Source organism: Oryzibacillus soli, from assembly GCF_051594765.1.
GTDB lineage: Bacteria > Bacillota > Bacilli > Paenibacillales > NBRC-103111 > Paenibacillus_AR.
The window spans coordinates 71337-98268 of the sequence record NZ_JBPPGJ010000011.1 but is presented as its reverse complement, the minus strand read 5'-3'; the positions used below and the strand labels follow the sequence as shown (position 1 = coordinate 98268).

At 59.2% G+C, this 26932-nt stretch carries 26 protein-coding genes; 16 read left to right on the top strand and 10 right to left on the bottom strand.

What is annotated here, in order from left to right; translation table 11 throughout:
- Window positions 1-9 precede the first annotated feature (9 nt).
- The 4 genes from ACSEXW_RS16315 to ACSEXW_RS16300 all read right to left on the bottom strand — a co-directional run bounded on the left by ACSEXW_RS16315 (window position 10) and on the right by ACSEXW_RS16300 (window position 3493).
- On the bottom strand, window positions 10-669 hold the full coding sequence (locus ACSEXW_RS16315) for an amino acid ABC transporter permease (RefSeq protein WP_438447233.1): 660 nt from the start codon (window positions 667-669) through the stop codon (window positions 10-12).
- An 18-nt stretch (window positions 670-687) separates the two neighbouring features.
- Window positions 688-1569, bottom strand: coding sequence for a glutamate ABC transporter substrate-binding protein (locus tag ACSEXW_RS16310; RefSeq protein WP_438447232.1), 882 nt, complete (start codon window positions 1567-1569; stop codon window positions 688-690).
- A 35-nt stretch (window positions 1570-1604) separates the two neighbouring features.
- Window positions 1605-2333 (bottom strand): amino acid ABC transporter ATP-binding protein, encoded by a 729-nt coding sequence (locus ACSEXW_RS16305; protein ID WP_438447231.1) that lies wholly within the window; start codon window positions 2331-2333, stop codon window positions 1605-1607.
- Between the two features lie 218 nt (window positions 2334-2551).
- On the bottom strand, window positions 2552-3493 hold the full coding sequence (locus ACSEXW_RS16300) for a peptidylprolyl isomerase (protein ID WP_438447230.1): 942 nt from the start codon (window positions 3491-3493) through the stop codon (window positions 2552-2554).
- Window positions 3494-4710: 1217 nt separating this feature from the next.
- Between ACSEXW_RS16300 and ACSEXW_RS16295 the strand changes: the two genes are divergently transcribed.
- From ACSEXW_RS16295 to ACSEXW_RS16275, 5 genes are all read left to right on the top strand, one after another.
- Entirely contained in the window at window positions 4711-5613 is a 903-nt protein-coding gene (locus tag ACSEXW_RS16295; RefSeq protein ID WP_438447229.1) for a branched-chain amino acid ABC transporter permease, read from the top strand.
- Window positions 5614-5622: 9 nt separating this feature from the next.
- A complete protein-coding gene (locus ACSEXW_RS16290; protein ID WP_438447336.1) occupies window positions 5623-6603 on the top strand; it encodes a branched-chain amino acid ABC transporter permease in 981 nt (326 codons plus the stop codon).
- Complete coding sequence (locus tag ACSEXW_RS16285) at window positions 6572-7354, top strand: ABC transporter ATP-binding protein (protein WP_438447228.1); 783 nt, start codon at window positions 6572-6574, stop codon at window positions 7352-7354. The genes ACSEXW_RS16290 and ACSEXW_RS16285 overlap by 32 nt, the downstream gene beginning before the upstream one ends.
- 2 nt (window positions 7355-7356) lie before the next feature.
- Window positions 7357-8061: an ABC transporter ATP-binding protein gene (locus ACSEXW_RS16280; protein ID WP_438447227.1), complete on the top strand. Its 705-nt coding sequence runs from the start codon at window positions 7357-7359 to the stop codon at window positions 8059-8061.
- A gap of 76 nt (window positions 8062-8137) precedes the next feature.
- Window positions 8138-9361 (top strand): ABC transporter substrate-binding protein, encoded by a 1224-nt coding sequence (locus ACSEXW_RS16275; RefSeq protein WP_438447226.1) that lies wholly within the window; start codon window positions 8138-8140, stop codon window positions 9359-9361.
- A 67-nt stretch (window positions 9362-9428) separates the two neighbouring features.
- Here the strand turns inward: ACSEXW_RS16275 and ACSEXW_RS16270 are convergent, their stop codons facing one another.
- Complete coding sequence (locus ACSEXW_RS16270; RefSeq protein ID WP_438447225.1) at window positions 9429-10253, bottom strand: helix-turn-helix transcriptional regulator; 825 nt, start codon at window positions 10251-10253, stop codon at window positions 9429-9431.
- 124 nt (window positions 10254-10377) lie between these two features.
- Between ACSEXW_RS16270 and ACSEXW_RS16265 the strand changes: the two genes are divergently transcribed.
- The 6 genes from ACSEXW_RS16265 to ACSEXW_RS16240 all read left to right on the top strand — a co-directional run bounded on the left by ACSEXW_RS16265 (window position 10378) and on the right by ACSEXW_RS16240 (window position 16256).
- On the top strand, window positions 10378-11154 hold the full coding sequence (locus tag ACSEXW_RS16265; protein ID WP_438447224.1) for a sugar phosphate isomerase/epimerase family protein: 777 nt from the start codon (window positions 10378-10380) through the stop codon (window positions 11152-11154).
- A gap of 62 nt (window positions 11155-11216) precedes the next feature.
- The gene (locus ACSEXW_RS16260; RefSeq protein WP_438447223.1) at window positions 11217-12242 is read left to right on the top strand and encodes a Gfo/Idh/MocA family protein; all 1026 of its coding nucleotides are present in this window, start codon (window positions 11217-11219) and stop codon (window positions 12240-12242) included.
- A gap of 147 nt (window positions 12243-12389) precedes the next feature.
- A complete protein-coding gene (locus ACSEXW_RS16255; protein WP_438447222.1) occupies window positions 12390-13418 on the top strand; it encodes a sensor histidine kinase in 1029 nt (342 codons plus the stop codon).
- A gap of 13 nt (window positions 13419-13431) precedes the next feature.
- On the top strand, window positions 13432-13977 hold the full coding sequence (locus ACSEXW_RS16250) for a SiaB family protein kinase (RefSeq protein WP_438447221.1): 546 nt from the start codon (window positions 13432-13434) through the stop codon (window positions 13975-13977).
- A 15-nt stretch (window positions 13978-13992) separates the two neighbouring features.
- A complete protein-coding gene (locus ACSEXW_RS16245; RefSeq protein ID WP_438447220.1) occupies window positions 13993-14379 on the top strand; it encodes a DUF1987 domain-containing protein in 387 nt (128 codons plus the stop codon).
- A gap of 2 nt (window positions 14380-14381) precedes the next feature.
- Window positions 14382-16256, top strand: coding sequence for a SpoIIE family protein phosphatase (locus tag ACSEXW_RS16240; protein WP_438447219.1), 1875 nt, complete (start codon window positions 14382-14384; stop codon window positions 16254-16256).
- Window positions 16257-16296: 40 nt separating this feature from the next.
- Here the strand turns inward: ACSEXW_RS16240 and ACSEXW_RS16235 are convergent, their stop codons facing one another.
- A complete protein-coding gene (locus ACSEXW_RS16235; protein WP_438447218.1) occupies window positions 16297-18702 on the bottom strand; it encodes a putative bifunctional diguanylate cyclase/phosphodiesterase in 2406 nt (801 codons plus the stop codon).
- A gap of 201 nt (window positions 18703-18903) precedes the next feature.
- On the opposite strand from ACSEXW_RS16235, the gene ACSEXW_RS16230 reads away from it, so the two are divergent.
- Window positions 18904-19665, top strand: coding sequence for a YheC/YheD family protein (locus ACSEXW_RS16230; RefSeq protein ID WP_438447217.1), 762 nt, complete (start codon window positions 18904-18906; stop codon window positions 19663-19665).
- Window positions 19666-19822: 157 nt separating this feature from the next.
- The gene (locus ACSEXW_RS16225; RefSeq protein WP_438447216.1) at window positions 19823-21928 is read left to right on the top strand and encodes a sensor histidine kinase; all 2106 of its coding nucleotides are present in this window, start codon (window positions 19823-19825) and stop codon (window positions 21926-21928) included.
- On the opposite strand, the gene ACSEXW_RS16220 is transcribed toward ACSEXW_RS16225, so the two are convergent.
- Entirely contained in the window at window positions 21912-22583 is a 672-nt protein-coding gene (locus ACSEXW_RS16220; protein WP_438447215.1) for a response regulator, read from the bottom strand. The two genes, ACSEXW_RS16225 and ACSEXW_RS16220, sit on opposite strands and share 17 nt — an antisense overlap.
- Window positions 22584-22833: 250 nt before the next feature.
- Between ACSEXW_RS16220 and ACSEXW_RS16215 the strand changes: the two genes are divergently transcribed.
- From ACSEXW_RS16215 to ACSEXW_RS16205, 3 genes are all read left to right on the top strand, one after another.
- Window positions 22834-23976, top strand: coding sequence for an acyltransferase family protein (locus ACSEXW_RS16215; protein WP_438447214.1), 1143 nt, complete (start codon window positions 22834-22836; stop codon window positions 23974-23976).
- A gap of 33 nt (window positions 23977-24009) precedes the next feature.
- The gene (locus ACSEXW_RS16210) at window positions 24010-24321 is read left to right on the top strand and encodes a hypothetical protein (RefSeq protein ID WP_438447213.1); all 312 of its coding nucleotides are present in this window, start codon (window positions 24010-24012) and stop codon (window positions 24319-24321) included.
- A 120-nt stretch (window positions 24322-24441) separates the two neighbouring features.
- Window positions 24442-25338, top strand: a complete 897-nt coding sequence (locus tag ACSEXW_RS16205; RefSeq protein WP_438447212.1) for a DMT family transporter — start codon at window positions 24442-24444, stop codon at window positions 25336-25338.
- 49 nt (window positions 25339-25387) lie between these two features.
- Here ACSEXW_RS16205 and ACSEXW_RS16200 read toward each other — a convergent pair whose 3' ends face one another.
- From ACSEXW_RS16200 to ACSEXW_RS16190, 3 genes are all read right to left on the bottom strand, one after another.
- Window positions 25388-25525: a hypothetical protein gene (locus tag ACSEXW_RS16200; protein ID WP_438447211.1), complete on the bottom strand. Its 138-nt coding sequence runs from the start codon at window positions 25523-25525 to the stop codon at window positions 25388-25390.
- A 31-nt stretch (window positions 25526-25556) separates the two neighbouring features.
- On the bottom strand, window positions 25557-25865 hold the full coding sequence (locus ACSEXW_RS16195) for a YciI family protein (RefSeq protein ID WP_438447210.1): 309 nt from the start codon (window positions 25863-25865) through the stop codon (window positions 25557-25559).
- Window positions 25866-25951: 86 nt separating this feature from the next.
- A complete protein-coding gene (locus tag ACSEXW_RS16190; RefSeq protein ID WP_438447209.1) occupies window positions 25952-26773 on the bottom strand; it encodes a helix-turn-helix domain-containing protein in 822 nt (273 codons plus the stop codon).
- Window positions 26774-26932 lie beyond the last annotated feature (159 nt).

Sequence of the window (26932 nt, the reverse complement as noted above, 5' to 3'; positions counted from 1 at the left end):
GCCTCCTTCCTACGAGCTTCTGGCGAACCGGCGCTCCATATAGTGGACCGCCAGGCTGAGCGGAACGGTCAGCACCAGATAGAACAGGGCCACGAACGTGTACACGGGCAGCGGCAGGAACGTATCGGAATTGATCAGGTCCGCGTAGTACATCAAATCCATGCCGGCGACGACCGCCAGGATGGAGGAGTTCTTCACCAGGTTGATGAACTGGTTCCCGATGGCCGGCAGCACGATCTTGATGGCCTGGGGCAGGACGATGTGCAGCATGGTCTGCATGTATGTCAACCCCGAGGACCGGGCGGCCTCGGACTGCCCCTTCGGCACGGTCTGGATCCCGGCGCGGATCGCCTCTGCGATGAAGGATGCCGTATACACCGTCAATCCCAAGGTCCCGGACACGAACCCGTCCAATGGGATCCCCAGGGAAGGCAGCCCCAGGTAGAAGAAGAACACGACCAGCAGCAGCGGAATGTTGCGGATGAACTCCACGTACACCGTACCGACTGCGTTCAGCGCCTTGACGGGCGCGATGCGGAGAACGGCCACCAGCGCTCCCAGCAGGAAGCTGCCGACAAGGGCAATGAGACTGACCTGCACCGTGTTCCAGAAGCCCTCCATATACCGGTCCCAGTGGTTCACCAGAACGTTGAAGTCGAATTTGGTCATACCCTCACCCTTCCGGGCTTATTTGGACGGCTTGACGCCCATCCACTGTTCGTACAGCTTGTCGTATTGCCCGCTGGCCTTCAGGTCCTTCAGCAGCTCGTTGACTACGCCGGCGAACCCGGTGTCGCCCTTGACGATGGCCATGCCGTAAGGCTCCTCCGTGAACGTGTCGCCCACCACTTCATAGCCCGGATCCTGCTTCATCATCCCGAAGAGGATGGCGTTGTCCGTAGTCAGGGTGTCGCCTTGGCCGGCCTTCAGCGCGGTGAACGCATCCTGGTAGTTCTCGAACTCCAGCACGGTGGCGTCCGGCGCTTTCTCCCGGATGTTCTTGGCGGAGGTGGAGCCCTTCACGGACAGCACCTTGACGCCCTTCTTCACGTCGGCGAGGCTCTTGATCGGACTGCCCTTCTTCACCAGCAAGGCCTGGCCCGCCTTAAAATACACATCGCTGAACTCCACCTGCTGCTTGCGCTCCTCGGTGATGGTCATGGTGGCGATGATGATGTCGATCTCCCCGTTCTGCAGCATGGGGATCCGGGTCTTCGAGGTGACCTCCTTCAGCTCCAGCTTCGTCTCATCTCCCAGAATTTTCTTCGCCAGCGCTTTGGCGATGTCGATGTCGAAGCCCTCCACGTTGCCGTTGGCCGGGTTCTTCAGACCGAACAGATTGGTGTCGAATTTCACGCCGGCCACCAGCTTGCCGCGCTTCTTGATGGCATCCAGGGTCTTGCTGTCGATCTTCGGCTCCGCCGGTTTGGCGGAAGCGGCCCCCGCGGAGGCGGCCGGGGCGGTGGAGGCGGCGGGAGCGGAGGTCTCCTTATCGCCGCAGCCGGCCAGAATGGTGACCAGCATCAGCATAAGGGTCAAGGGCAGAGCCAGATAAGAGCGTTTGTTCATCGGATACAATCCCCTCTCGAATGGAATAATGAGCGTTAATGGTGCAGGAGCCGGCTTAAGAAGACGCGGGCGCGCTCCTCCTGCGGGCTGGCGAAGAACGCTTCGGATGGTGCAACCTCCAGAATCTGTCCCTGATCCATGAACACGGTGCGGTCCGCCACCTCGCGGGCGAAGCCCATCTCGTGGGTCACAACCACCATAGTCATGCCGTCATGCGCCAGGGAGCGCATCACGTCCAGCACCTCCCCGATCATCTCGGGATCCAGGGCAGACGTCGGTTCGTCAAATAACATGATCTTGGGCTTCATGGCCAAGCCCCGGGCTATGGCGACCCGCTGCTGCTGGCCGCCCGACAGCTGGGAGGGGTAGTGGTGCGCCTTGTCCGCGATGCCCACCCGATCCAGATAGGACATGGCCGTCTGGACAGCCTGCTCTCGGCTGAGTCCCAACACCTTCATTGGAGCCAAAATAATGTTATCCAGCACCTTCTTGTGCGGATACAGGTTGAAATGCTGGAACACCATGCCGATATTCCGGCGGAAGCCGTTGATATCGATCTTCTTCTCGTGCAGCGGCACGCCGTTTACGGCAAGCTCCCCGCCGGAGATGGTCTCCAGCCGGTTGATGCAGCGCAGGAGTGTGCTCTTGCCGGAGCCGGAGGGGCCGATGACGCAGACGACCTCGCCCTCCCGGATCTGCAGATCCACATCCTTCAATACATGGAACTTGCCGTAATGCTTGTTCACCTTCCGGAATTCAATCAATAGTCACCACCCCTTCAGAATCGGTTTGGGTTCGTTGGGACATGTCGTGTAATCTGACAAACCTTACAGTTTATCTTATGTTACAGCGGTCATTTTCAGAAATCAATGGTTTTTTATGTGAACATATATGACACAGACTTGTCCTGCTGCACGTCAAAAAGCCCGAGACTTGGGTCTCGGGCCTTGCTGCCGGCTGCTGGAGGCGGCCGGCACGGTGGTTATTTCAGGAAGGTTTGGATGGAAGCAGCGGCGGTCTTCTCCTGAATCCAGGAGGAGGACAGCGTGGAGATCTGTTCCGACACGAGCTTCTCGTGCAGCTCGTCTTTCTTTTGGTCCAGGGTGGGGGTGGCGGCATCCTTATGATCGGTGAGCTTGATGACGTGGAAGCCATTGCTGGTCTCCACCACACTGGAGAGCTCGCCTACCTTCAGGGCGAAGGCTGCGGTCTCGAACGGCTCCTCCATCATGCCCTTGGAGAAGAAGTTCAGATCTCCTCCTTGCTCCTTGGAGCCCGGATCCAGGGACTTTTCCTTGGCGATTGCGGCGAAATCGCCGCCTTTTTTGAGATCGGCCAGAACGGTCTCCGCTTCCTCCTTGGTCTTCACGAGGATGTGGGAGGCGCGGACCTGCTCGGGCGTCTTCAGGGATTCAAGGTTCTCGTCATAATATTTCTTCACGTCGTCATCAGTTACCTTAACCTGGGGCTCCAGCAGCTTGCGCAGCTGGGCTTGGACGGTCATGTCGGCCTTCAGCTTGTCCAAGGTCATGTTGTATTGGGTTAAGGCTGCCTGGAATTGTTCATCGCTGGAGAAATTCTTCTTGATGTCGGCCATTTCCTTCTCGAGATCGGCGTCGGTGATCTTGATGCCGGCCTTGTCGCTTTCCTGCTTCACCAGCTCTTCGCTGATCAGGTTCTGCAGCGTCTGGCTTCCGCCGGCGGCCACCAGGGCGTCATACAGCGCGGTCTTCGAGATGGACGTCCCGTTGACCTTGGCCACAGTCTCCTCCTTGGAGCCTTGGCCCGGAGGCACGGCAATAACATAGGCCGCGAGGGCGACGAACAAGGCGATGGAGGTGATCATCCAGATCCGGCTGCCCGGCTTCGTCTCTACGGTTTGAACCGCCCGGGGGGCGGATGCTGCTGCTTGGGGTTTGGTCAATGGGTAAACTCCCTTTCGTATGGGGTGGTTGGAATCGTCTTCATGGCCTCATTATGGGGGCCGAACCTGAAGGAGGGATGAAGGGAACCTTAACCCCAGCTTAATTTGGGCAGGGAGGTGCTGGCAGGAGGGGCACAGCTTCGAAGTGATTGAGAAAGATAATCATTATCATTTAGTAACTTTTCGTAAACCACTTTACAAAAGTAAGCATAAGTGTTATTATCATAACATAGTAATTCTAAATAATAGAGGTGGAGGTGAACGAAATGGCTCAATGCGGATGCGGCAACACTCAAAACGCTCAAGGTCAATGCGACGGCTCCCACGCAAAGAAAGGCAAGTAATGATCCATACATACGAGTCATGATGAGAAGGTCCCTTCGGGGGGCCTTCTCTTTTTTTGTTTTCGTTCGACTGTAGGGCGCCCGCTCTACGGGGAGCGTGATTCCGGGACCTATGTCGCAACCAAAGGCACAATTGCCGTTGATCACTCGGATCAAACCCATAGTCCGAGATCAAGGGCAAATGCGCCGTTGATTAGTTCGGTAAAAGGGAGAGAGGGGGGCCTCACCCCCTGAGCAACGGCATTAATGCCTTTCATCGAGTCCGATGAAGGGGAACAGGATCAATGAAAGGTAAATGTGCCGTTGATTAGGGTCCCGTCCGCTTAGCCGGTGGTTCTGACTTGCTTCGTGAATGCAGGGGAAGGGTAAACTGTGAACTGTATACAATACGTGGACAGATGCTCCTATACCTTTGCGAGTTAAGCTGACATGGCTTAAGCAGGATGCCTAATCGTAAGACGCAGGGCAACACGGGCTTAGAAGGCGATCCCCTGCAGGTGAGAGGAGGTTTGTCGCCCGAATCCGTCGGGTCCGCGGCACTGGAAGAAACTCCCGGAGGCCTCGTCCGCTAAGGGCGGGGGGTCACCACTTTCGCCCGCTAACGTTTCAACGCTGAAATAATTGACCAAAACACAATTGTTAAAAATCTGGACACAAATGCAAGATAAAGTCAAATCACAAAATAGCTCTTTTGTGTTATTGTATGTAACAATACAGAATTTTTGTCCGTATGCAGGAGACGTTTGTGTCCAAACGGTGGAAAACAGAAGGTGGTGTTAGGTTACTTGCCACGGGTCAATTAGTGTGTTATATTATATTACACACAACTTACACAATGATATTTATACACACAATTATCTAAGGGGTGCGGCAATGGAATATTTTATTCAACAGACCATCAACGGCCTGTCGGTAGGCAGCATTTATGCTCTGATCGCCCTTGGCTATACGATGGTATACGGCATTATTAAGCTCATAAACTTCGCCCATGGCGATGTCTTCATGTTCGGAGCCTTCGCCGGGTTGTACGTGACCAAGGGGCTGGAGAAGTACAATCTTCCCTCCGTGCTCGTGTTCCTGATCGCGCTGGTGTTCGCCATGGGAACAAGCGCCCTGCTCGGTATGGTCATTGAGCGCACCGCCTACCGTCCGCTGCGGGCGGCTTCCCGGATCGCAGTCCTGATCACCGCCGTCGGCGTATCGTTCCTCCTGGAGAACGGCGGCATCTTCATCGTCGGGCCTCAGGCCAAGGGCTTCCCCGAGATCATCGCCAAGAAGCAGATCAACCTCTTCGGCAGTGTCCAGATCGATACCAACCAGATCATGATTCTTATGCTTACGATCCTCCTTATGATCCTCCTTCACTACATCGTTCAGAAGACGAAGACCGGCAAGGCCATGCGCGCCGTCTCCTTCGATATGGAAGCAGCCCGTCTGATGGGCATCAACGTGGACCGGACCATCTCCTCCACCTTCGCCATCGGCTCCTCGCTGGCGGCAGCGGCGGGCGTCATCTTCGGGATGACCTACAATTCCGTGGATCCGCTGATGGGCGTGCTTCCCGGACTGAAGGCCTTCGTGGCCGCCGTATTGGGCGGCATCGGCAGCATCCCCGGAGCCTTGGTCGGCGGCCTGCTTCTCGGCACCGTAGAGACCGGCATTTCCTCCATCGGCTATTCCTTGTGGCGTGACGGAGTCGCGTTCGCCGTCCTGATCCTTATCTTGATCTTCAAGCCGTCCGGTCTGTTCGGGAAGAACGTCCGGGAGAAAGTGTAGGTGGCATCCATGCTCAAAGCGGCCAAACCTTTCGGCATTATGCTGGTTCTTCTTACAGCCGTGTACTTTATCGTACAAACGCTTGTATCCGGTGAAGTGATAAATGACGTGGCCGAAACCACGCTGATTCTGATCTGCATCAACATCGTGCTTGCCGTATCCTTGAACCTGATCAACGGGTTCACCGGACAATTCTCCCTGGGGCATGCGGGCTTTATGTCCATCGGAGCCTATATGTCGGCCATCCTCACGCTGGACTACAACGCGCCGTTTCCCGTTGCGCTGGCCTGCGGGGGCGCCCTTGCGGCGGTGTTCGGTTTCTTGATCGGCATTCCGACCCTTCGCCTGAAGGGAGACTACCTGGCCATCGCCACCCTGGGCTTGGGCGAGATCATCCGCATCATTCTGCTCAATACGGAGTATGTGGGAGGCGCTTCGGGCTTGAGCGGTATTCCTGCCAAGACGACCTGGACCTATGTCTTCTTCGTCACCGTCATCACCGTGGTCCTGATCCAGAATTTCGTGAAATCCACCCACGGACGGGCTTGCATCGCGATCCGCGAGAACGAGATCGCCGCCGAATCCATGGGGATCAACACCACCATCTATAAGGTCATCGCCTTCGTCATCGGCGCCTTCTTCGCCGGCGTCGGCGGCGGCTTGTACGCTCATAAGTTCTACGTCATCAATCCGACGAGCTTCAACTTCATGAAGTCCTTCGAGATTCTCGTCATCGTCGTGCTGGGCGGCTTGGGGAGCACCACCGGCGCTATCGTAGGCGCCGTCATCCTGACGACGGTGTTCACCCTGCTGCAGGATTACCCGGAGCTGCGGATGATCATTTATTCCGTGCTGCTGATTATGATGATGATCTTCCGGCCGGGCGGCCTGATGGGGACCAAGGAATTCGCCTACAGCATGTTCGGCAATCTCTTCAAGAAGAAAGGAGCGGCCGGCAATGACCGTGAAAACATCCCAAGCGCTTCTTGACGTTAAGAATGCGGGACGATCCTTCGGCGGCCTGAAGGCTTTGACCGATGTATCGCTGTACCTGGACAAAGGGGAGCTGATCGGCCTGATCGGTCCCAACGGCGCCGGTAAGACGACCTTGTTCAACCTGCTGACCGGCGTATACGAGCCCTCCGAAGGCCAGGTGCTGCTGGGCGGCGTATCCATCGGGGGCATGAAGCCGTACAGGATCAACCGCAAGGGGGCCGCCCGCACCTTTCAGAATATCCGTCTCTTCAGCAGCATGACCGTGGAGGACAACGTCAAGATCGCCTTCCATCAGCATGCCCGCCATAATGTATGGACCACCTTCCTCCGGCTCCCCGGCTTCTTCAAGGGAGAGCAGGAGATCACCAAGGAAGCGCTGGAGCTTCTGAAGATCTTCAAGCTGGACCATCTGCGCCATGAGGTCGCCAAGAACCTGAGCTACGGCAACCAGCGCCGGCTGGAAATCGCCCGTGCTCTGGCAGCCCGCCCGAAGCTCCTGCTTCTCGACGAGCCTGCCGCCGGCATGAATCCGCAGGAAACCACGGAGCTTATGCACCTGATCCGGTGGATCCGCGAGGAGTTCGATCTGACGATTCTCTTGATTGAGCATGATATGTCCCTCGTCATGGGCGTCTGTGACCGCATTTATGTATTGGACCGGGGGATGCTGATCGCCGACGGCACGCCGGAGGAGATCCGGTCCGACCCGAAGGTTATCGAGGCGTACTTGGGACAGGAGGCGTAAGCATGCTGAACGTAGACAACATCGACGTATATTACGGGGCTATTCACGCGCTGAAGGGAGTCAGCCTCGAGGTGAACGAAGGGGAAGTGGTGACGCTCATCGGAGCCAACGGCGCCGGCAAATCCACGCTCCTGAAGACGTTGTCCGGCCTCTTGAAGCCGAAGAGCGGTAGCATCACCTTCTTGGGCAAGCCTATCGCCGGGGAGAATCCGACCGCCATCGTATCCCAGGGGCTGGTCCATTGTCCGGAGGGCCGCCGGGTCTTCGCCAACATGACGGTGGAGGAGAATCTGGAGCTGGGAGCTTACCTGCGCAAGGACCACGCGGAGATCCGCAAAGATATGGAGGCGGTATTCACACGCTTCCCGCGCCTTCTGGAACGGAGAAAGCAGCTGTCGGGCACGCTGTCCGGCGGTGAGCAGCAGATGCTGGCCATCGGACGGGCGCTGATGGCCCGCCCCAAGCTCCTTCTGCTGGATGAGCCCTCCATGGGCTTGGCTCCGCTCCTGGTTGCGGAGATCTTCCGCACCGTCGAAGAGATCAACAAGCAGGGCACGACCGTCCTGCTCGTGGAGCAGAACGCCAACCAAGCGCTGAAGGTGGCGCACCGGGCCTACGTGCTGGAGACCGGTAAGGTCGTTCTGACCGGACCGGCCGACGAGCTGGCCCAATCGGACGAGATCAAGATGGCGTATCTCGGTCATTGATTCACCCGACTGCAACGTGTATCGGCACGTTCAGAATAATGGCACTCTAATTAGAAGAGAAGGAAGGGAAACCACCATGAAGAAATCTTGGTTAGCGGCAACAGCGGCCCTTGTATTGGCAGTGGCCCCCCTCGCAGGCTGCGGGGACAAGAAAGAGGAGACTACTGCAGCATCGCCGGCGGCGTCCACGGCTGCAGCATCCACAGCAGCGGCTACAGGCGGAACCATTAAGATCGGCGCCAACTTCGAGCTGACAGGCGGTCAAGCCTCCTTCGGCAGCTCCTCCCTGAAGGGCGTGAAGCTGGCGGTCAAGGAGATCAACGCCGCAGGCGGCGTTCTCGGCAAGCAGCTGGAGATTGTCCAGGCGGATAACACCTCCAAATCCGAAGAGTCCACCCGTGCCGCACAGAAGCTGATCTCCAACGACAAGGTCGTCGCTTTGCTGGGTCCGGTCACCTCCACCAACGTGCTGGCGGCGCTGCCGGTTGCCCAGGAGAAGAAGGTTCCGCTCATTACCCCTACCGCAACGAATCCGAAGATCACCGTAGACGAGCGGACGAATAAAGTGAATGATTTTGCCTTCCGCACCTGCTTCATCGATCCGTTCCAGGGGAAGGTAGCGGCTGATTTCGCACAGAAGGAGCTGAAGGCAGCGACAGCGGTGGTCTTCTCCGACTCCTCCAGCGACTATTCGAAGGGGCTTCTGAAGTACTTCAAGGAAACCTTCACCAAGAACGGCGGCAAGATTCTGGCCGAGGAATCCTACCAGCAGAAGGACACGGACTTCAAAGCCGTGCTGACCCGCATTAAGGAGAAGAATCCGGACTTCATCTACGTTCCGGGCTACTATGAAGAAGTGGGCAAGATCGTGAAGCAAGCCCGAGAGCTGGGCATCAAGGCCGCTATGATGGGCGGGGACGGCTGGGATTCCCCGCAGCTGTTCGAGATCGCAGGCAAAGACGCGCTGAACAACACCTATATGTCCAACCACTACGCAGCGGACGATACCTCCCCTGAGGTTCAGGCCTTCGTTACCGCTTATAAGAAGGACTACAACAATGAAGTTCCGGACGCGCTGGCCGCTCTTAGCTATGACGCGACCAAGCTGCTGGCGGATGCGATCAAGCGTGCAGGGGCTGCCGAGCCCGAGAAGATCAAGGATGCCCTGGCCAAGACCAAGGATCTGAAGCTGGCTACCGGTGTACTGACTCTTAATGAAACCCATGACCCTGTGAAATCTGCCGTCGTCGTGGAATTCAAGGATGGCAAGCAAGTGTTCAAATCCAAGGTTAATCCGTAATTTTCCTACACATAAAGGAGACCGCCCCACGGGGCGGTCTTTATTCATGGATGGGAGGTATGGCCCGTCACTCCTTAGTGATGGGGGCCGAAGCGGAAGCGGCTGCATTCCGGCGGTATTCGGAAGGAGACATGCGGTACTTGTCCCGGAACACCCGGTGAAAGTACGTATAGCTGGGAAAGCCGGAGGCTTCCGCAATCTGTTCCAGAGACATGTCGCTGTACCGGATCCGCTCCAGTGCGGATGCCAGCCGGACCTCCTGGGCATAGCGGATCATCGTCGTGCCGAAGATATCCTTGAACAGGTGGACCGCCCGGGAGACGCTTAAGTCCACGTGCCGAGCCACATCCTCGACTTTCAAGGGGGTGACGGCGTGCTCCGCGATGTAATTCTTCATGCGGAGGGCGGTATAGGAGCGTCCTTGGGGCGTATCGGACTCCTTGACCAACCGGCTGATGGTCAGGCACAGGGAGCGGAGGAGATAGGCCACCAGCTCCTCGTTCCGTTCCTCTGTCCGGCGGTGCTCCAGATTAAGATGGCGCCACAGGGAGATCAGATTCTCGTCCGGATGGATGCGGCACCGCCCTGATTTGGGGGATTCCTCCCACCATCGGTCGATCCAGCTCCCCCTGCAGTACAAGTAGAAATCGCCGCTCGCCACTTGACCCTTCCCGTGAGGCTCCGGGCCGATCTGAAGCTCGTAAGGCTCCCCGGGACGGTAGAGCAGCAGGTCTCCTGGGGCAAGCGTCGTCATCTCCCCGTTGACCAGTGCCCGGCAGCTGCCTTCCGTCTGCAGGCGGAACAAATAATAGGAGATCTGGCTGGAGGCATGCCCGAAGGGCTGCCTGTGATAGGAATAGCCGCAGGCTAACAGCTGGTCAAGGTGGTTCATGGCGTCCGCTCCTCTGCATAATAGCCAGATCGTTCAGGTATCAAGCAACATCGTTTATAGTCATTATAAAGGATGTTTTTTATAATGGGAACAACGGGAACGATGAAGATGGAGGGGTATGAACATGCGGAGAATGGGAATCGCGCTTCAGCTGTATACGCTTCGCGATGCGATGGCGGAAGACTTCGAGGGAACCCTGCGCAGGGTTGCGGCTATGGGCTATGAAGGAGTGGAATTCGCAGGCTACGGCGGCATGCCGGCGGAAGCCTTGAAGGCGCTTCTGCTGGAGCTGAATCTGAAGGCGGTAGGGGCCCACGTAAGCTTGGCTGCGATCAAGAGCGATCTGCAGGCTGAAATCGCTTACCTGAAGGGCATCGGTGCCAAATACTTGATCTGCCCCTGGCTGAACATTCAGGACTTCCAGTCGGAAGTGTCCTGGAAGGAGCTGTTCGCCCTCTTCGCGGAGGCGGGCCAGGCTTGCGCCAAGGAAAGGCTTGTTTTCTGCTACCATAACCATGCCTTCGAATTCGAGCATAAGGTGGACGGGGAATTCGTCTTCGACGCTATGTACCAAGCCACCCCGGCGGATGCCGTTCAGGTGGAGATGGATGCCGGGTGGGTGCAGTATGCCGGACAGGACACCCTCGGGTATATGGCCCGTTACGCGGGACGGCTGCCGCTGGTCCATCTGAAGGATTATAACGGCACGACGCCGGAGGGTCAGATCAACACGCTGGAGCTGGGCCGGGGCGTACTTCCGCTGGAGGACATCCTCCGCGCCGCCTCTGACGCGGGAGCTGAGTGGATCATCGTGGAGCAGGACCGCTGCGAGAATCCGCCGCTTGCCTGCGTCGAGACCAGTCTGGTCTGGCTGAAGAGCCACTATCTGCAATCCATCTGACCGGTCCTGAAGCCGCCAGAGGCAGGAACAACCATAATGGAACCTTAGGGAGCGAAACGAACATGTCGAAATTGATCAAAGTCGCCGTTGTCGGATGCGGGTCCATCTCCAAGCACCGCCACATTCCGGAGTATGCGGATAACGCCCATGTGGAGCTGGTCGCCTTCGTGGATCCGGTGCTGGAGCGTGCCGAGTTCTACGCCGAGAAGTATGGCGCCCGAGCCTATGCCGATTACGAGGAGATGCTGAAGCAGGAAAAGGTGGACGCCGTCAGCGTCTGTACGCCGAACTATCTGCATGCCCCCGTGGCTATCGCTGCGGCGAAGGCCGGGGCTCACGTTCTCGTAGAGAAGCCGATGGCCGTTACCGAGGAGGAAGGGCAGGCCATGATCGGGGCGGCTCAGGCCAACGGCGTGATCTTGATGGTCGCCCACAACCAGAGGTACATGCCGCCCCACCGGAAGGCCAAGGAAATTCTCGACTCCGGCAGGCTGGGCAGGGTGCTGACCTTCCGCACCGCCTTCGGTCACGGCGGTCCTGAGAACTGGAGCGTGGACGGCAAGGGCAGCTGGTTCTTCCGCCAGCCGGAAGCGGTCATGGGCGCCATGGGCGACCTGGGTGTGCATAAGTCCGACTTGATCCGCCATCTGCTGTCCGACGAGGTGTCGGAGGTATCGGCGTTCATCGGTACGCTGCATAAGGAAGGCACCGAGGTGGACGACAACGCCACCTGCATCCTGCGGATGCGAAGCGGCGCCATCGGCACGCTGGTCGGGAGCTGGACCTACTACAGAGGGGAAGACAATAGCAGCATCTTCTGGTGTGAGAACGGCGTTCTGAAGGTCGGCACCCACCCGGACGATCAGGTGATCGTGGAGCTGCGCGACGGCACGGTTGAGAAGTACAAAGTGGGCGCTATCGCCACCAATGCGAAGCAGGTGAACAGCTTCGTCATCGATGCCTTCGTCGATTGCATCGTGAACGGCAAGAAACCTCTCATCACCGGCGAGGAGGGGTTGAAGTCCCTGAAGGTCATTCTGGGCGCCTTCGAATCCCAAGCCTCCGGCCGCACCGTTAAATTGGATTAGCCGAACAGGATAAACGAATGAAGCCGAAAGCCGATCTTGACGGGCTTTCGGCTTTTTTTTGTCGCTTCAACGAAGGGTTATGACCTATAATAAGAAGATGGTTGTCAGATAATGTGACGTTAGAGCGTAAGAAAGGGGGAGAGGCTAGTGAGCGACAGCCGATTGGAGAGCAGGCAGCTGTTTCAGGATGAGCTGGAGGCTCTGAAGGAGGCCCGAAAGCGGCTGGAGATGCCGGATGTGACGGGATCGCAGCTGGAGGAGCCCTACCGGAAGCTGGTGGAGCAATACGGCAAGCTGCTGCGCACCTCGATGAAGCTGTCCCGGATCAGTGACATTCAAGGGCGCACCCTGATCGAGCGGGAGCATGAGATCCGTGTGGCCAACGAGAGCTTGAAGGAGATGGAGCAGCTGCGGCGGGACGTCATCTCAGACATCGCCCATGAGCTGGGGACGCCGATGACTGCGCTTCAGGGCTATGTGAAGGCCCTCCTGGACGGTATCGTTCCTCTGGACCGGCATTACCTGCAGACGATGTACGACAAGGTGCTGATCATGAACCAGCTCATCGAAGACCTGTTCGAGATGGCCCGGCTGAAGGGCAGCCGGATGGGCATGCAGCTTCGGGACCTTCTCCTGGAGGATGTGGTGGAGCCGCTGTCCCGGTTCGGCCTGCAGGAAGCGGAGAAGAAGAACGTCCGGCTGGACGTCCATCCGTTAAGCACCCCGGCTCCGGAGGGGCAGACCGCCATCGTCAAGGCCGACCTGATCCGGATCGAGCAGGTGATGAACAATCTGGTGGGCAACGCCTTGAAGTTCACTCCTCCGGGAGGCACGGTGCAGATCCGCTTCCTGCTGGAGAGCCCGCCCGACCCTGGCCGCTGGGAGAGAAGTCTCCCGGAGGGAGCATCACTTCCGGGGGCGGCCCTGGTGGTAGAGGTAGAGGACACGGGAATGGGGATCCCGAAGGAGGAGCTGCCCCATGTATTCGAGCGCTTCTACCGGGGTACGTTTCCCAAAGCGGCCGATATCGAGGGGAGCGGGCTGGGACTGGCCATCGCCAAGGAGATCATGGCCCGCCACGGAGGAGCCATCGGAGCTGACAGCAGGTGGAGCAGAGGGAGCGTCTTTTATTTCACATTGCCGGTTCAGATGATCGGTGATGATAAGATCCTATAAAGGGGGAAGGGTTGTGCTTGGTAACCGGCTATATGAAGTGCAGAAATTCCTGCGGGATAACGGCATCCTGATCAGCTTCTCGGGCAGACTGTCCCAAGGCTTGATTGAGGAATACGGCGAAGCCGTCAAGAAATACCTGGAGACGGAGGAGCGTCCCAAGAGCGAGGTATACAACGTGTTCGCCATCTATATCGAGCAGACGCAGAACATCAAGAATTACGTCAGTGCCAAGCTCGGCAGCCCGAACTATGAAGCCATTGGCAACTCCAGCATCGTGACCATCGGCAGGGCGGAGGACGGCTATTACATCTGTTCGGGCAACATGGTGGAAAATGAGGATCTGCCCCAGCTTCTGGAGCGGATCGACCGGATGGCCGGCATGGACAAGGCGGAGCTGAAGAAGCTGTACAAGGAAGCGATCATGTCGGAACAGCCTGGGGAGACAAGCGCCGGCTTGGGCATGATCGAGATGGCACGAAAAGCATCCAAGCCTCTTGAGTATACCGTAACCCCCCTGGAGGGCGCTTTGTCCTTCTTTAGCTTGAAGGCTGTGATATAGATGAAAGGAGAAGCCATGAAGCCATTACATCTGACGGCAACCAAGAGTACCCCTGAGGTCTGGTTTGAACCGGAGTCCAACATCCTGCGTTTCCTGGGGCAATCCTACCCGGAGAATGCGTTTAAGTTCTACGAACCGATTTTCGGGTGGGTGGATGAGTGTCTGAAGCAGCTGGAGGATCAGGCCCTTACCATCGAGATGCAGCTCCCCTATATCAATACCAGCAGCACCAAGTGCATCATGATGATGCTGGAGAAGTTCGACGAGGCTCATTCGGAGGGAAAAAGGGTGGCCCTGAACTGGTACTATGACCCGGAGAACGAGAATGAGCTGGAATGCGCGGAGGAGTTCAAGGAGGACTTGAGCCTGCCCTTCCGCATCATTCCGAAGGCGGCGGAGTAGGTATGGGCGGAACAGAAAAAGGTGCCGGGCCGGACCGCAAACCGGACAAGCCCTTGTACGGCTACGACCGGAGCGTCTATAAGGTCATGATACTGGCCAGCATTCTTATGGTTCTCTCCATGATCATGACCGGCTTCTTCGGCTACTGGTTCACTCGGGACGGCGTGGTCGATAAGCTGAAGAGGCAGGAGCTGGGCACCATAGCCCAGTCCATCGCAGGGCAGGTAGACGGCCGGCTGGAGCGGGCTCAGGAGACGGCCGTCATCTTATCGGACGATACCCTGCTTCGCCAATGGGTGGCCGGCGGGGAGAAGGACCCGGAGCTGACCGCTTACGCGGTGGAGCGCCTGCACTACCTGAAGGCCGGCTTCGACTACAGCAGCTCCTTCATCGTCAGCGGCACCACCCGGCAGTATTGGTCCGAGTCCGGAGCCATCATCGAGACGGTGTCCGAATCGGACCCGGACGATGTCTGGTTCTTCAACGCCATGAAGTCCAAGACCAAGGTCTTCGTGGATGTGGACTACAACGAGGTCCGGAAGGACACGTTCGCGTTCATCAACGCCTTGATGGGGAATCCGGATAAGCCCGAAGGCGTGGCCGGGGTCGGCATGAACCTGCAGGAGCTGTCCAAGGAGTTCCAGACTTATAAGTACGGACCGGGCAGCAACGTATGGCTGGTGGACCGTTCCGGACAGGTGCTCCTGTCGGACCAGACGGAGCATAACGGACGGAACCTGACCGACTTTGTTCCGGAAGAAGTGAAGAGGAAGGTGGAGGCCAGCTACGGCGGCCCCTCCGCCATCATGGAGATCCGCAACCAGCGGGGGAATCTGACGGATCTGATCAGCTTCCCTCTGAAGTCCACGGATCTTCGCTTGCTGGTGCTGATCGAGCGCAACGAGACGGTTTCGTTCCTGGAGACCATTAAGAACAATACCATTCTGGCCGTCATCATCACCGTCATCTCGGTGATCGTGATGTTCTACTTCACCTCGCGCCGGCTGGCCAATCCCTACAAGCGGGCGCTGGAGTTGAACCGGGAGCTGGAGCAGGTGGTGTCCGAGCGGACCCGGGAGCTGGCGCTGCGCAATGAAGAGATCATGGACGGGATCAGCTATGCCCACCGGATCCAGGAGACGATCCAGCCTTCGGAGGAGCAGCTGCACGGCTTCGTAGGCGAGGCGGCGGTGATCTGGAAGCCGAAGGACGTGGTCGGCGGCGATTTCTACTGGGTACGGCCCTACCGGGACGGCTGCTTGGTCGCCGTCGGAGATTGTACGGGCCATGGGGTGCCGGGCGCCTTCATGACCATGCTGTCCGTCTCCATGCTGGACCGGATCATCGAGCGCCAGCGGCAGCTGTCTCCCGGTGAGATCATCGGGCTCTTGAACACCATGCTGAAGACCACACTCCGGCAGGAAGAGCGGGGCGGGCGGACCGATGACGGGCTGGACCTGGGCCTCTGCTACATCGGGGCAGACGGCCGGGTGGTCTTCGCCGGAGCGGGCTGCAGCTTGTATGTCCGGACGGAGTCTGGCGTTACGGTGCTTGATGGGGAGAAGCGCAGCGTCGGCTACACCCGGACTCCGATGGACTTCGAGTTTCGCAGCCAGGAGGTGCCGCAGCCGTCCGGCTCGGACGCGGAGCTGCACCTGGTGACGGACGGGCTCTTCGACCAGAATGGCGGAGCCAAGGGCAACTCCTACGGCAAGAGCCGGTTCATCGAATGGCTGGAGCAAAACGGCGGCGGACCTCTGGCCGAGGTGAAGGAGCGCCTCCGCCAGGAGCTGGAGGAGTTCCGCGGCTATACGCCCCAGCGGGACGACATGACGTGGCTGGCCTTCCGGCCGTCGCGTAGAGATCAAGAGCTGTAGAGAGAAGCGCCGGGCTTGCTGCCCGGCGCTTCTTCATGGTTTATGCCGCAGGGGGGAGGGTCGGCGTATCTTGACGGAGCAGGGCCGTGACCTGGTCGGCCTCCACGGGGCGGCCGATCAGATACCCTTGTGCCTCCTGGCAGCCGAAGTCCTGCAGCAGCGAGAGCTGTTCCGGGGTCTCGACACCTTCGGCAATGACGATCATCTTCAGCCGGCTGGCCAGCTCGATGATGGTCAGCGCCACGTCAGCGTCCCGGGTATCCGCCACGATATTCTGGATAAGGGAGCGGTCGATCTTGATGTAGCGGAACGGGAACCGATTCATCATGCTAAGAGAGGAATACCCGATGCCGAAATCGTCAATGGCCAGCGACACGCCTAGCTCCGTCAGCTCCCTGCAGATGGAGAGGGACTTGTCCACATTGGTGATGGCCGCACTCTCCGTTATTTCGAGACACAGCATGGAGGCGGGAACGCCTGCATCCCGGATCAGCTCCGCCACGCGGCCCGCAAAATGGGGATTCTGCAGCTGGTTGGCAGATAGATTGACGGAAACAGTCAAACCGGTATACCCGGCTGCATGCCACAGTCTCGCTTGTCCGAGGGCCTGACGCAGCACCCAATCACCGATGCCCAGGATGGCCCCGGTCTCCTCCGCCAAGGGAATGAACTGGTCCGGGGACACGCGCCCCAGCTCCGGCGAGTCCCAGCGGATCAATGCCTCCACACCGACGATGCGGCGGGCGGCAATATCGATCTGCGGCTGATAATGCAGCAGAAACTCCTCGTTCTCCAGAGCCCGACCGAGCCCGTTGAAGAGGGAGAGATGGCGTTCGGCCAACGCCTTCAGGCTGGGGGTGTACCGGTAATAGCGGCTGCGTCCGGATTGCTTGGCCACGTACATGGCGGAATCGGCGTTGCGGAGAAGCTCCTCCGGAGCAGAGCCGTCTTCGGGATAAAAGCTGATGCCGATGCTGCCGGAGACGGTGTAGATTTTGCCGAACAGCTCTAGGGGAGTCTGCAGGGCGTCCATAACCCGTTCCGCATGCTGGAACGCTTCTGCCTCCTCATTCAGTCCGATACAGACGGCGAACTCGTCGCCTCCCAGACGGACTACAAGGGCCTGCTCAGGCAGTGCCCGACCGATCTGCCGGGCCACATGCTGCAGAACTTGGTCCCCTGCACTATGGCCCAGGGTATCATTGATCAGCTTGAACTGATCCAGATCGGCCATCATAAGGGCCAAGAGGTGTCCGCCGGACCCGGCCCCGTCCAAGAGAGGCGGCATGCTCTCGAAGAAGAAGGCGCGGTTGCCCAGTCCTGTCAGACTGTCCTGGTACGCCAGCTTCCGCAGCTTGTTCTCCGTGTGCTTCTTCTCGGTAATATCCCGGACAACCAGGTAGCACAGCATTTCCTCGTCCAGCTCGATGTAATCGCTGTCGAGCTGGAGGATCAGCGTTTCCCGGAGCAGATTCGTAATCTGCAGCTCCGTCTGAATCGGCGTCAAGGTGGCGAAGTGCTCCACGAACAGCTGTTTCACCGGCTGTGCTTCCTCCGTCTGGAGGAAGGGGACCAGATCGATGCCGTCGGCGGCGTCTTTGTTGGGCAGCCCCAGAATCCGGTGCAGAGCGGCATTGCTCTCCACGGCAGTCCCTTGAGCATTCACCAGGGCAATTCCTTGGTTGGAGAGACGGAACAGCAGCTCGAACTTGCGGCCTGCAGCGGCAAGGAAGTCGTATTTCACCATGGCATAGCGCACGGTTAAAGCCCAGACCAGAATACAGTAGGCGGGAAGCTCGCTTCGGAGAGCCGCATGAAAGGGGCCGTTCAGATACGGCTCTGCAGCATATCCTGCGGCAGTGGTCAGAAGGGCCCATGCTACCGTGTATACCGAGCCGATCAGCATGATCCGCAGTCGCTGGGTCTCCTTGAACCTGCGCTTCGTGGACCGCTTCTGCTTCCTTCCGATCAGAAGAAAGACAAACATCAGCAGGAAATTGTACGCCGCGGTGAGCTGCAGCAGAATCCACAGCCGGGAATCCAACTGCTCTACCGGCCAGCCGCCGTTGTTCTCCAGGAGCAGGGTCATGCCGGGCATCCGAAGATAAATGGCGGCCGCTCCGGCCATCGGCAGAAGCCGGAGGATGCGAAGCAAGGCCCGGTTCATCCGGATCCTGCTCACATGGCTGAAGAAAGCAAGTCCGATGGACATGGAGAAGAAGACGCTTGCATATTTCACATAGAGAGCAGACGGCCGGGCGTATTCGAACGGAAGCACATACACGCCCAGCCCGCCCAGGAAGAACAGGCTCAAGGAGAGCATGAGGATCATCGTATCCCGGTTCATGGGATTCGACGGATTCTTCACATAAATCTCAATTCCGAATCCAATCAATATAACAAATGGAATAAACAAGAAGATGATGTTGGTAATCATGCTGTCCATTCTGCATCCGCCTATCCATTAAATATGACATGTTGCGATAATTTTCTCACATATCGAAAAAAATTTCCATGGAAAATTGTACTATCTTGTTCATTCCTTAAAAAGGGGCGGAAACGATGCCAATTCGTCCACCCCTCTCTTCTGCGGGTGCATAAGGTATAAGGATGAGAGATGGAACCCGCATACAGAGGAGGAAGCATCGTGATTAGCAGAAGGGTGTGGCATGTTAGGGACAAGTGGAAGCGGCATCTCGCTCTGGTTCCAAACCGCAGCGTCGCTCGCCATATTCCTCCCACCAGGCTGTTGGGCAGGAGCAGCCTAAGGGAATATCTGAACCGGTACAACGTGGTTTTCGTCAAACCCGTCTTCGGTTCGTTCGGCAACAACATTCTGAAGGTCAGCAAACAAGGGCAATCCGTACTGATCCAGCGGGAGCGGCGAGTCCGGAGCTATAAGACGGAGCAGGTGCCCGAGGTGGTCTTCCGGCATGCCGGAAGACGGCCGTTTCTGATCCAGAAGGGAGTCCGGCTGGCGCAGATCGGCGGGAAGCCCATTGACTTCCGTCTGCTGCTTCTGCGGCCGAACAACGAATGGTTGGTTATGGGGATCATGGGTAAGATTGCGGAGAGCAACCGGGCCGTAACGAACTTCAATCACGGCGGGAAGCCGGTGGGGTATGAGAGGGCTATGCAGCTGGCCGGCTTCGCTCCGCAGGACATCCGCAGGATCAAGTCCGAGATGACCCGTATCGGCCTGTCCGCCGCCCGGACCTTCCAGCGCAGGTACAAGCACTGCCGAAGAATGGGCATCGATTTCGCCGTGGACCGGGACGGCCGGCTCTGGATTCTCGAGGTGAACACCAACCCGTATTACGATCTGTTCCGCTACCACCGGGACCGGAGTCTGCACGGCACCATTGACCGGTATATGAAGCAGATCGGACGGCTGCAATCGAATCGTTGATCGTCTTGGACGGGCGTATCCCTTAGGGGAGGCGCCCGTTCGTCTTGTCCGGAATTCCCGGCGCATGGTACGATCAGGGAAAAGGGTACGGCGCCCGGGGCATTCGCCGCCGTATCTTCGCAAAGGAGCCGATCTGTCCATGAGGGAGGCCCTCAAGTTGACCGGACAAGTGGCCGGTGCGGCTTCGGCCGTATTCCTGTTGAACGGCTGGGTGAATTACAGCCTGCTTCAGCCGGTGCAGGGATTACCCGAGCCGTTCCATTACATCCGCTACCGGCTGGATGAAGCGGCCTTCGTCCTGCTGTTCCTGTTCTTGGCTTTGCTGTTCGGTGCGATGTTTGCCGTGCTTCCCAAGGAAAGGGGCTATTTGTACCTGGCGGTGTTTGCTCTGTTGGCTGCCTTGCAGCTGTTCTCGGAGTGGGATGAGAAACGCTGGTTTTTCGGCGATCTGCCGGTCCTTCCCTACAGCTCGCTGGCTCTGAAGTGTATGGGAGCCTTCCTGGCCTTCTCCTTCGCCGGGTATCTGTTTGGCGTAGGAAACCGGAGGATCAACCGGCTGCTATTAGCTCTCTCCGGGGCACTGACGGCTGCAGTATGGGTGTCGGGGCTATGGGGAGAGACGGCGGGGGTGCTGGGGGCATTGAACCTGGTCTTTCTTCTCCTGGTTCTGGTCAAGCTGGCCGTAAGTGCCGTACAGTTCGCATCCCGGCTTCATTCGGCTGCGGACCGGGAGGAACTGCGCTGGAGTCTGCTCGCCTTTCTCAGCTTCATGGTGATTGTGCTGCCGGATGTGGGCAAGGATCTGCTGGAGAGCCTGACCGACCGGCAGTGGGGTTATCTGAATGTGTTCTGGGAGCAATGTCTGGAGGATACCTTCGCTTGGGCGCTCCTGGTGCTGATGGGGATATTCGGAGTCTTATTCTTCCGGCGCTTCACGGAGACGCTGAAGGAGAACCGCCGGACGGCGGAGGCGCTTCGGGAGCGGAACGCCATCCTCTCCAGGGAGGTGGAGATCCGGGAGCAGATGGACCGGCTTCTGGGGGCGATAGGCCGCAGCCGCAGGGGGGAGGAGCTGGAGGCGGTGCTGCTTCGGGAGGGCCGGGAGCTGTTCCGGCCCTTCGGCTTCCACCTGATCCGCATGGTGGAAGGCCGGGACGAATGGACCTCCGTCGGCGGCGGGGAGACACTGCCTGCGGCAGCGGAGGCGGCCTGCCGGGAGCTGGCCCTGGAAGGCCGCTTGGGCCGGGACCCGCAGGACGGCCTGCGGGTCCGCCCGGAGCTGGTGCTGTGCACGGCCGGCTCATCCGGCGGGGAGCTGCTGCTCCTGGTGTTGGAGGATGCGGAGGGGAGCCGGAAGCCGGAGGAACGCGAGCGCTTTATGCTGCAGCTGATGGCCAAGTATGCGGCGGTATTCCGCGAGAACTTCCGGCTGATCGACAGCCGGCTGCAGGAGATGCTGGAGCAGCGCAAGCAGGAGCAGCCTTGGGTGTCCAAGCTGTTCATGCAGCTGGCCGAACGGGAGCGGAAGCGGCTGGCCTCCGACCTGCACGACGAGGTGCTGCAGGAGATCATGCACCTCCGGCGGCTGCTGGATCCCGCGCGGGAAGCCCGTGCCGACGGCGCAGCGGACAGAACCGCGGCTGCCGGGAGCGGGACAGGCAAGCCCGGCGGACTGGAGCAGATCCTTCTGGGACTGGATAACGCCGAGTTCATGATCCGGGAGACCTGCCAGGAGCTGCTCCCTTCCTTCCTGCACGAACGGGGTCTTCTCCACGCCGTCTCCAGATTGGCCGAGAAAACCCGTCTTCGGGCCGACTTCGAGCTGGAGTTAACCCTGCTGCCGCCAGAGGGGCCGATGGGCAATGAGGAGACGCTGGCGCTATACCGCATCGTCCAGGAGCTGGTGAACAATGCGGTGAAGCATTCCGAAGCCCGTCATGTCCGGCTGACGTTGGGGCAGGACCGCAGCGAGTGGCTGGTCTTGTACGAGGACGACGGGGTAGGCATGGCTCCCGGTCCCTCGGTGTCCGGCCCCGGCGGGGCGTCAAGCCCGGAGCTTGGCCGGGAGCCGCTCTCGACGGCCATGGACCATGGAGTAGGGGGGCTGGGACTCCTCGGAATGGCCGAGCGGGTCCGACTCCTGAACGGCCGGCTTCAGCTGGACTCTGCGCCGGGGCGGGGCCTCCGGGTCCGCTGCACCATCCCGGTGCGGCAGACATTCTCTGATGGCGGCAAGCTAGCGATTCCTACGCATCCAGCTTGAGCCAGCCGCGCTCGATGCCCTTCATCACCGCATCCTGGCGGGACTGGACGCCGAGACGATCGAAGAGGCGGGAGATCAAGTACTCGACATTGCGCTGGCTCATGAAGAGCTTGGCGGCAATGTCTTTATTTTTGTGGCCTTGGGCGATGAGGCGCAGCACGTCCAGCTCCTTGCCGCCGGGGGGCATCAGCCCGGCCGCATCCGCACCGGGGATGCCGTCTGTCCCGCCGTCCCCGCCCGCCGTCTTGGTCCGCAGCTGGCGGGCCAGCGGCAGCGGCAGCACCGTCATCCTCCGGAGTGCCAGGCGCAGGCTCATGACGAATTCCTCTTCGCCCATGGACTTCTCGAGGATGCCGGTGACGCCGAGGACCATGAGCCGGTCGTAATGCTCCGGGAGCTCCTCGCCCGTCAGAATGACGATCGTGGCATCCGGCTGTATGGCAAGCGTCGCCTCCGTCAGCTCGAAGCCGTTCATCTCCGGGAGCTTCAGGTCATAGACATACAGGTCGAAGGCGGCTCCGGCCTCCTCCATCCGCTCCAGAGCTTCCCGGCCTCCGGCCGCCGTGGTGGTCCGGAAGCCGTGCTTTTCCAGAATCATCGCGGTTCCCGCCAGAAAGGTCCGGTGGTCGTCCACCAGCAAGATATGTGCGCCCATAGGGTCCTCCTGTTCATTCGTCCCAGGCAGATATGCCGCCGGGCAGTCGTACCTTCACTATACCATACGATAGCCGGGACGCTCACCGAAAGAGGACCGAAGCGGTGACGCTCCGTGTCCGAAACAACTTTTGCGGGGGAGACGGCGTGTTTTTCGGTGATGGGAGGGAGGGGGCATGGTACCCTTAATCCATCGGTAACAATACCCGTCACGGGGCAAGGCAAACCGTGGCGGCATAGGAGGGGTTCCCATGCACAGGCGGTATGCGTATCTGGATAAACTGAAGGTTGTGATGACGGCCCTGGTGGTGCTGCACCACATCTCCATCACCTATGGAGGCAGCGGGAGCTGGTACTACAAGGAGCCGGTGAATAGTCCGTTGGCCGAAGGACTCTTGACCATGTTCACGGCAGTGAACCAATCCTTCTTCATGGGCTTGTTCTTCTTCATCTCCGGCTGGGCGACGCCGTCCTCCTTCGACAGGAAGGGAGCGGGGCGGTTCCTGAAGGACCGGCTCCTCCGATTCGGCTTTCCCCTTGCCGCCTACCTGCTGCTCCTCTCCCCCTTGCTGCGCTTCGTCGCTTCAGGCTACGAGGGCTCCTTGGGCGGCTTTCTGAAGGAACGGCTGCTGCCGGAGCCCTGGATCCTTGTGACGGACCCGGACCTGGGTCCGCTCTGGTTCCTCTTCGCCCTGCTGCTCTTCAATACCGGGTACGCCCTGTATCGGCGGGTGATCCGCAGAGAGCCGGAGCCCGCTCGCCCTCTGACCGCTTCCCTGATTCTCGTCTACCTGCTTCTGACCGGCGCCGCCAACTTCCTGATCCGCCTGGCCATTCCGGTAGGCGAGACCGTGCTGTCCTTGCAGCTGGCGTACTTTCCGGCCTATATCGCACTTTATGCCGCCGGGATTACGGCCTTCCGCAGCGGCTGGCTGGAGCGTCTCAACGCCTCCGCCGCCCGACGGTGGCTCGGGACCGCCGCAGTGCTGCTTGTGCTGATGCCGGTGATCCTGGTGCTGGGCGGGGCGGCAGGGGAGGGCATCGCCCGTTTCGAGGGCGGGTTCACCTGGCAATCGCTCTTCTACTCCTTCGTGGACCCTCTCTTGGGGCTGTCCATCTCCTACGTGCTGCTGGTCCGCTTCCGGGACCGGCACGGGGAGGAAACCCCCGGCTTCCGGTGGCTGTCGGACCGGGCCTTCACGGTGTACGTGATCCATCCGCCGGTGGCGGTGTACACCGCCTATGCCCTCCGCGGGTGGGAGGCTCACCCGCTGGTGAAATTTGCGGCGGCCGGCTCAGCCGCGCTCCTGCTGTGCTGGATGCTGGCCGCATTCATGAGAATTTTGCTACAACTTAGGAGGATTTCGCATTCGAAACCGTCCCGCGTGGGATGATAATAGGAAGAAAACACGCAGGAGGCTGGACGAATGGATCAACAAGTGAAGGAATACGAGATGTTCCGGGACCCGTTTAGGATGCTGACGCTCCTGGTGGACCTGATCTGTCAGGAGAAGGGCTGCGAATTTCAGTGGGAGCAGCTGCCGTCGTATGAGAATGAGGTGTTCTCACTGAAGCCCGACGCTCCGGAGGGACAGCCCCAGTTCGTCTACAAGCCGGAGGGAACGGAGATCGGCTGGTACCAAAGCTTCGGCCGCGATATCCACTGCAACAAGCCGCTGACCCGTGCGGAGTATAACCAGATGTTCGTGGAATGTATGGCGTCCTTATACCGCAAGTGAGATGAGCAGCCAGGCTTCCTTCGGGGGCCTGGTTCTCTTTTTCGTCATCCACGGGCTGCAGGAGATGTGGTATGATAGGCAGAGAATTTCGGAACCTGGGAATGGAGTGTCTAGAGAGAGATGAAAACCAATACGGTCTGGTACGCGGTCGGCCTGATGCTGGTCGCGGCCATATGGGGAACCAACTTTGGGGTCTCCCGCTTGGCGATGGATACGTTCGATCCGGTCCTGTTCACGTTCATCCGCTTCGGCGGCGCCGTTCCGTTCTTCTTCCTCCTCTTGAAGTGGAAGGAAGGCAGCATCGGCATCGACTGGCGATCGGCCGGACAGCTGGCCTTGATCGGGCTCTTCGGGGTGACGGGCCTGGAGATCATCGTCATGTATTCCATCAAATATACGTCGCTGGCCAACGCCTCGCTGTTGAATGTAGCGCCTTGGCCCATCTTCGCCGCCTTGTTCGCGCCGCTCTTCACGAAGGAGCGCATCACCAAGGTGATCGTCATCGGCGGGGGCATCGCCCTGGCGGGAGTGGCCTTGGTCATTCTGGGCGGGGAAGAGGGGCTGGACCTGTCCGCCGGGCATATGCTCGGCAACCTGATGGCCTTCTCGGCCAGCATCGTCGGAGCGCTGTACAACCTGGCCAGCATGCCCTTGATGAGGAAGTACTCGGCGCTAAGGGTCAGCACGTGGACCATCGTCTTCGGCGCGGCCTTCATGCTTCCGCTCACCTGGGGCTCCTGGAGCAAGGTGGACTGGGCGGGGCTGGGTTCCACCGAATATACGGTGATCTTCTACAACGTGCTCGTGAGCACGGTGATCGCCTTCTTGATGTGGAACGCCTGTATGTTCAAGGTGGGAGCGACGAAGTCGAACTTCTTCCGGTATGTGGTGCCGGCGGCGGCTGTGGTGGCAGGCTACCTCATGTACGACGAAAAAGTGCTGCTCCTCCAGATGCTCGGAGCGCTCTTCATGGCAGCGGGCCTGGTTGTTATCCAACTGGAGAAGCCCCGCACATAACGAAACCGGCAGTTCCGGGAAGGTTCCGGGCTGCCGGTTTTTGCATGCTTCAGGTCATTCTGCCGACGTAGTAGCCGGCCAGGAAGATGCTGGCGATGAGGACGAAGTGCAGCAGGAGCCAGCCGATCCGTCCGAACCGCAGATGATGCGGGTCCAGAGGGCGGCGCAGCGATGGGGGAATCAGCAATCCGCCCCCTTATGCCAGGGGACATTTGGAATCAGGCCCTTCCCTCCATAATCATGATCCGGAAGGGGAACAGCTCCGCATGGACGATCCCGGCCTGCACGGCAGGGTCCTGGCGGAAGATGTGCTCCGCTTCCTCCTGAGTGCCGGCACGGAATACGATGATGCCGTAATCGCCGCCTGCGCAGGCCCCGGCCATCACTAGGGTTCCTTCGGCGAAGAGCTGCCCGGAGTATGCCGCATGGCCGCCCATGACCGCCATCTCCTCCGGGGTCAGCGTCTCCAGGAACCGTTCCCGCTTGGGCTTGAAGATGTACGCGTATTCTTGCTTGGTATGCTCCATGGAAGCTCCTCCTCGAACGTCACATTGTGGATACACCCTTACTATAGCTCATCGGGCGGCAGCGGGATTGTAAAAATGGGACCTGTTCATTCCCGGTGGAACACTTTTCCGAGAAGATGCTGCTGCATGGCGAATTCGCGGGGATTCATTCCTGTCCAGCGCTTGAACTCCTTGGCGAAATGGGACTGGTCGTAATAATAATCATACAGTTCCATCATATCCAGCACTCGTCCCGTGCTGAGATGACGATAAAACACCTGGAAGCGGGTGATCGCCGCCAGCTCCTTGGGGCTGATGCCTACGTGCTCCTGGAATAATCTGCCCAGGTGACGGCGGGTATATCCCGTGTCGGCGCACAATTCCTCGATCCGCAGGGTGCCCTGGGAGCGGATGATCCGGTCTACAGCATACTCCGTCAGCAGGTGGTCGCGGGAGGAGTCCTGCAGGCGCTGCAGGAGGAACTGCTGCACGGCTCGGAGCTTCGAATCGACGTCCGGCTCCTCCCCTATGCGATCCTGGAGCTCCCGGACGGCGGAGCCGAACAGCTCGTCGCCGAAGTGGAAGCCGTTGGTCAGTTCATGGAGTGCGAAGGGGAATAGCTTGTAGACACCGGCGGGGTGGAATTCGATCCCGATGGTCCCGAATGGGCCTAAGGGGTCGATCACCGACGGTTCCAACGTCTGGCCGACCACGGCCAACGACGATTCCGGAAAGAGCCGGCTGTGGCCCTCCAGCTCGCTGCGGACCTGGCCCTTGTAGATCAGAATCAGCTTGATCATGCCGTTGGGGGAGATCAGCTTGTGGGCATGGGCATCCACGCCGTATTCCCCCTCCAGCACCCACATTCTGCCGATATACGGTACAAGCTGCGGATGGGGTACCACCACCCGGAACTGCAGCTGCTTCATGCGCGTCATCCCCCTTCACATCCGATCGGATATGTAAGAGTATTCCATATATTCCTGGCATAATCCTGCCAAGAATATGCGGTGAGCGGATGATCCACAGGCGGGTTCCCGGATTCCCTTGCCATAGCGATTGGGGTATAGTGGGAATAAGGATTTGCA

Excerpts from the sequence above, each read along its gene's own strand:
- ACSEXW_RS16315 (WP_438447233.1), bottom strand. The coding sequence starts at position 669 with ATGACCAAATTCGACTTCAACGTTCTGGTGAACCACTGGGACCGGTAT.
- ACSEXW_RS16310 (WP_438447232.1), bottom strand. The coding sequence starts at position 1,569 with ATGAACAAACGCTCTTATCTGGCTCTGCCCTTGACCCTTATGCTGATG.
- ACSEXW_RS16295 (WP_438447229.1), top strand. The coding sequence starts at position 4,711 with ATGGAATATTTTATTCAACAGACCATCAACGGCCTGTCGGTAGGCAGC.
- ACSEXW_RS16290 (WP_438447336.1), top strand. The coding sequence starts at position 5,623 with ATGCTCAAAGCGGCCAAACCTTTCGGCATTATGCTGGTTCTTCTTACA.
- ACSEXW_RS16285 (WP_438447228.1), top strand. The coding sequence starts at position 6,572 with ATGACCGTGAAAACATCCCAAGCGCTTCTTGACGTTAAGAATGCGGGA.
- ACSEXW_RS16280 (WP_438447227.1), top strand. The coding sequence starts at position 7,357 with ATGCTGAACGTAGACAACATCGACGTATATTACGGGGCTATTCACGCG.
- ACSEXW_RS16275 (WP_438447226.1), top strand. The coding sequence starts at position 8,138 with ATGAAGAAATCTTGGTTAGCGGCAACAGCGGCCCTTGTATTGGCAGTG.
- ACSEXW_RS16270 (WP_438447225.1), bottom strand. The coding sequence starts at position 10,253 with ATGAACCACCTTGACCAGCTGTTAGCCTGCGGCTATTCCTATCACAGG.
- ACSEXW_RS16265 (WP_438447224.1), top strand. The coding sequence starts at position 10,378 with ATGCGGAGAATGGGAATCGCGCTTCAGCTGTATACGCTTCGCGATGCG.
- ACSEXW_RS16260 (WP_438447223.1), top strand. The coding sequence starts at position 11,217 with ATGTCGAAATTGATCAAAGTCGCCGTTGTCGGATGCGGGTCCATCTCC.
- ACSEXW_RS16245 (WP_438447220.1), top strand. The coding sequence starts at position 13,993 with ATGAAGCCATTACATCTGACGGCAACCAAGAGTACCCCTGAGGTCTGG.
- ACSEXW_RS16240 (WP_438447219.1), top strand. The coding sequence starts at position 14,382 with ATGGGCGGAACAGAAAAAGGTGCCGGGCCGGACCGCAAACCGGACAAG.
- ACSEXW_RS16235 (WP_438447218.1), bottom strand. The coding sequence starts at position 18,702 with ATGGACAGCATGATTACCAACATCATCTTCTTGTTTATTCCATTTGTT.
- ACSEXW_RS16220 (WP_438447215.1), bottom strand. The coding sequence starts at position 22,583 with ATGGGCGCACATATCTTGCTGGTGGACGACCACCGGACCTTTCTGGCG.
- ACSEXW_RS16215 (WP_438447214.1), top strand. The coding sequence starts at position 22,834 with ATGCACAGGCGGTATGCGTATCTGGATAAACTGAAGGTTGTGATGACG.
- ACSEXW_RS16210 (WP_438447213.1), top strand. The coding sequence starts at position 24,010 with ATGGATCAACAAGTGAAGGAATACGAGATGTTCCGGGACCCGTTTAGG.
- ACSEXW_RS16205 (WP_438447212.1), top strand. The coding sequence starts at position 24,442 with ATGAAAACCAATACGGTCTGGTACGCGGTCGGCCTGATGCTGGTCGCG.
- ACSEXW_RS16195 (WP_438447210.1), bottom strand. The coding sequence starts at position 25,865 with ATGGAGCATACCAAGCAAGAATACGCGTACATCTTCAAGCCCAAGCGG.
- ACSEXW_RS16190 (WP_438447209.1), bottom strand. The coding sequence starts at position 26,773 with ATGAAGCAGCTGCAGTTCCGGGTGGTGGTACCCCATCCGCAGCTTGTA.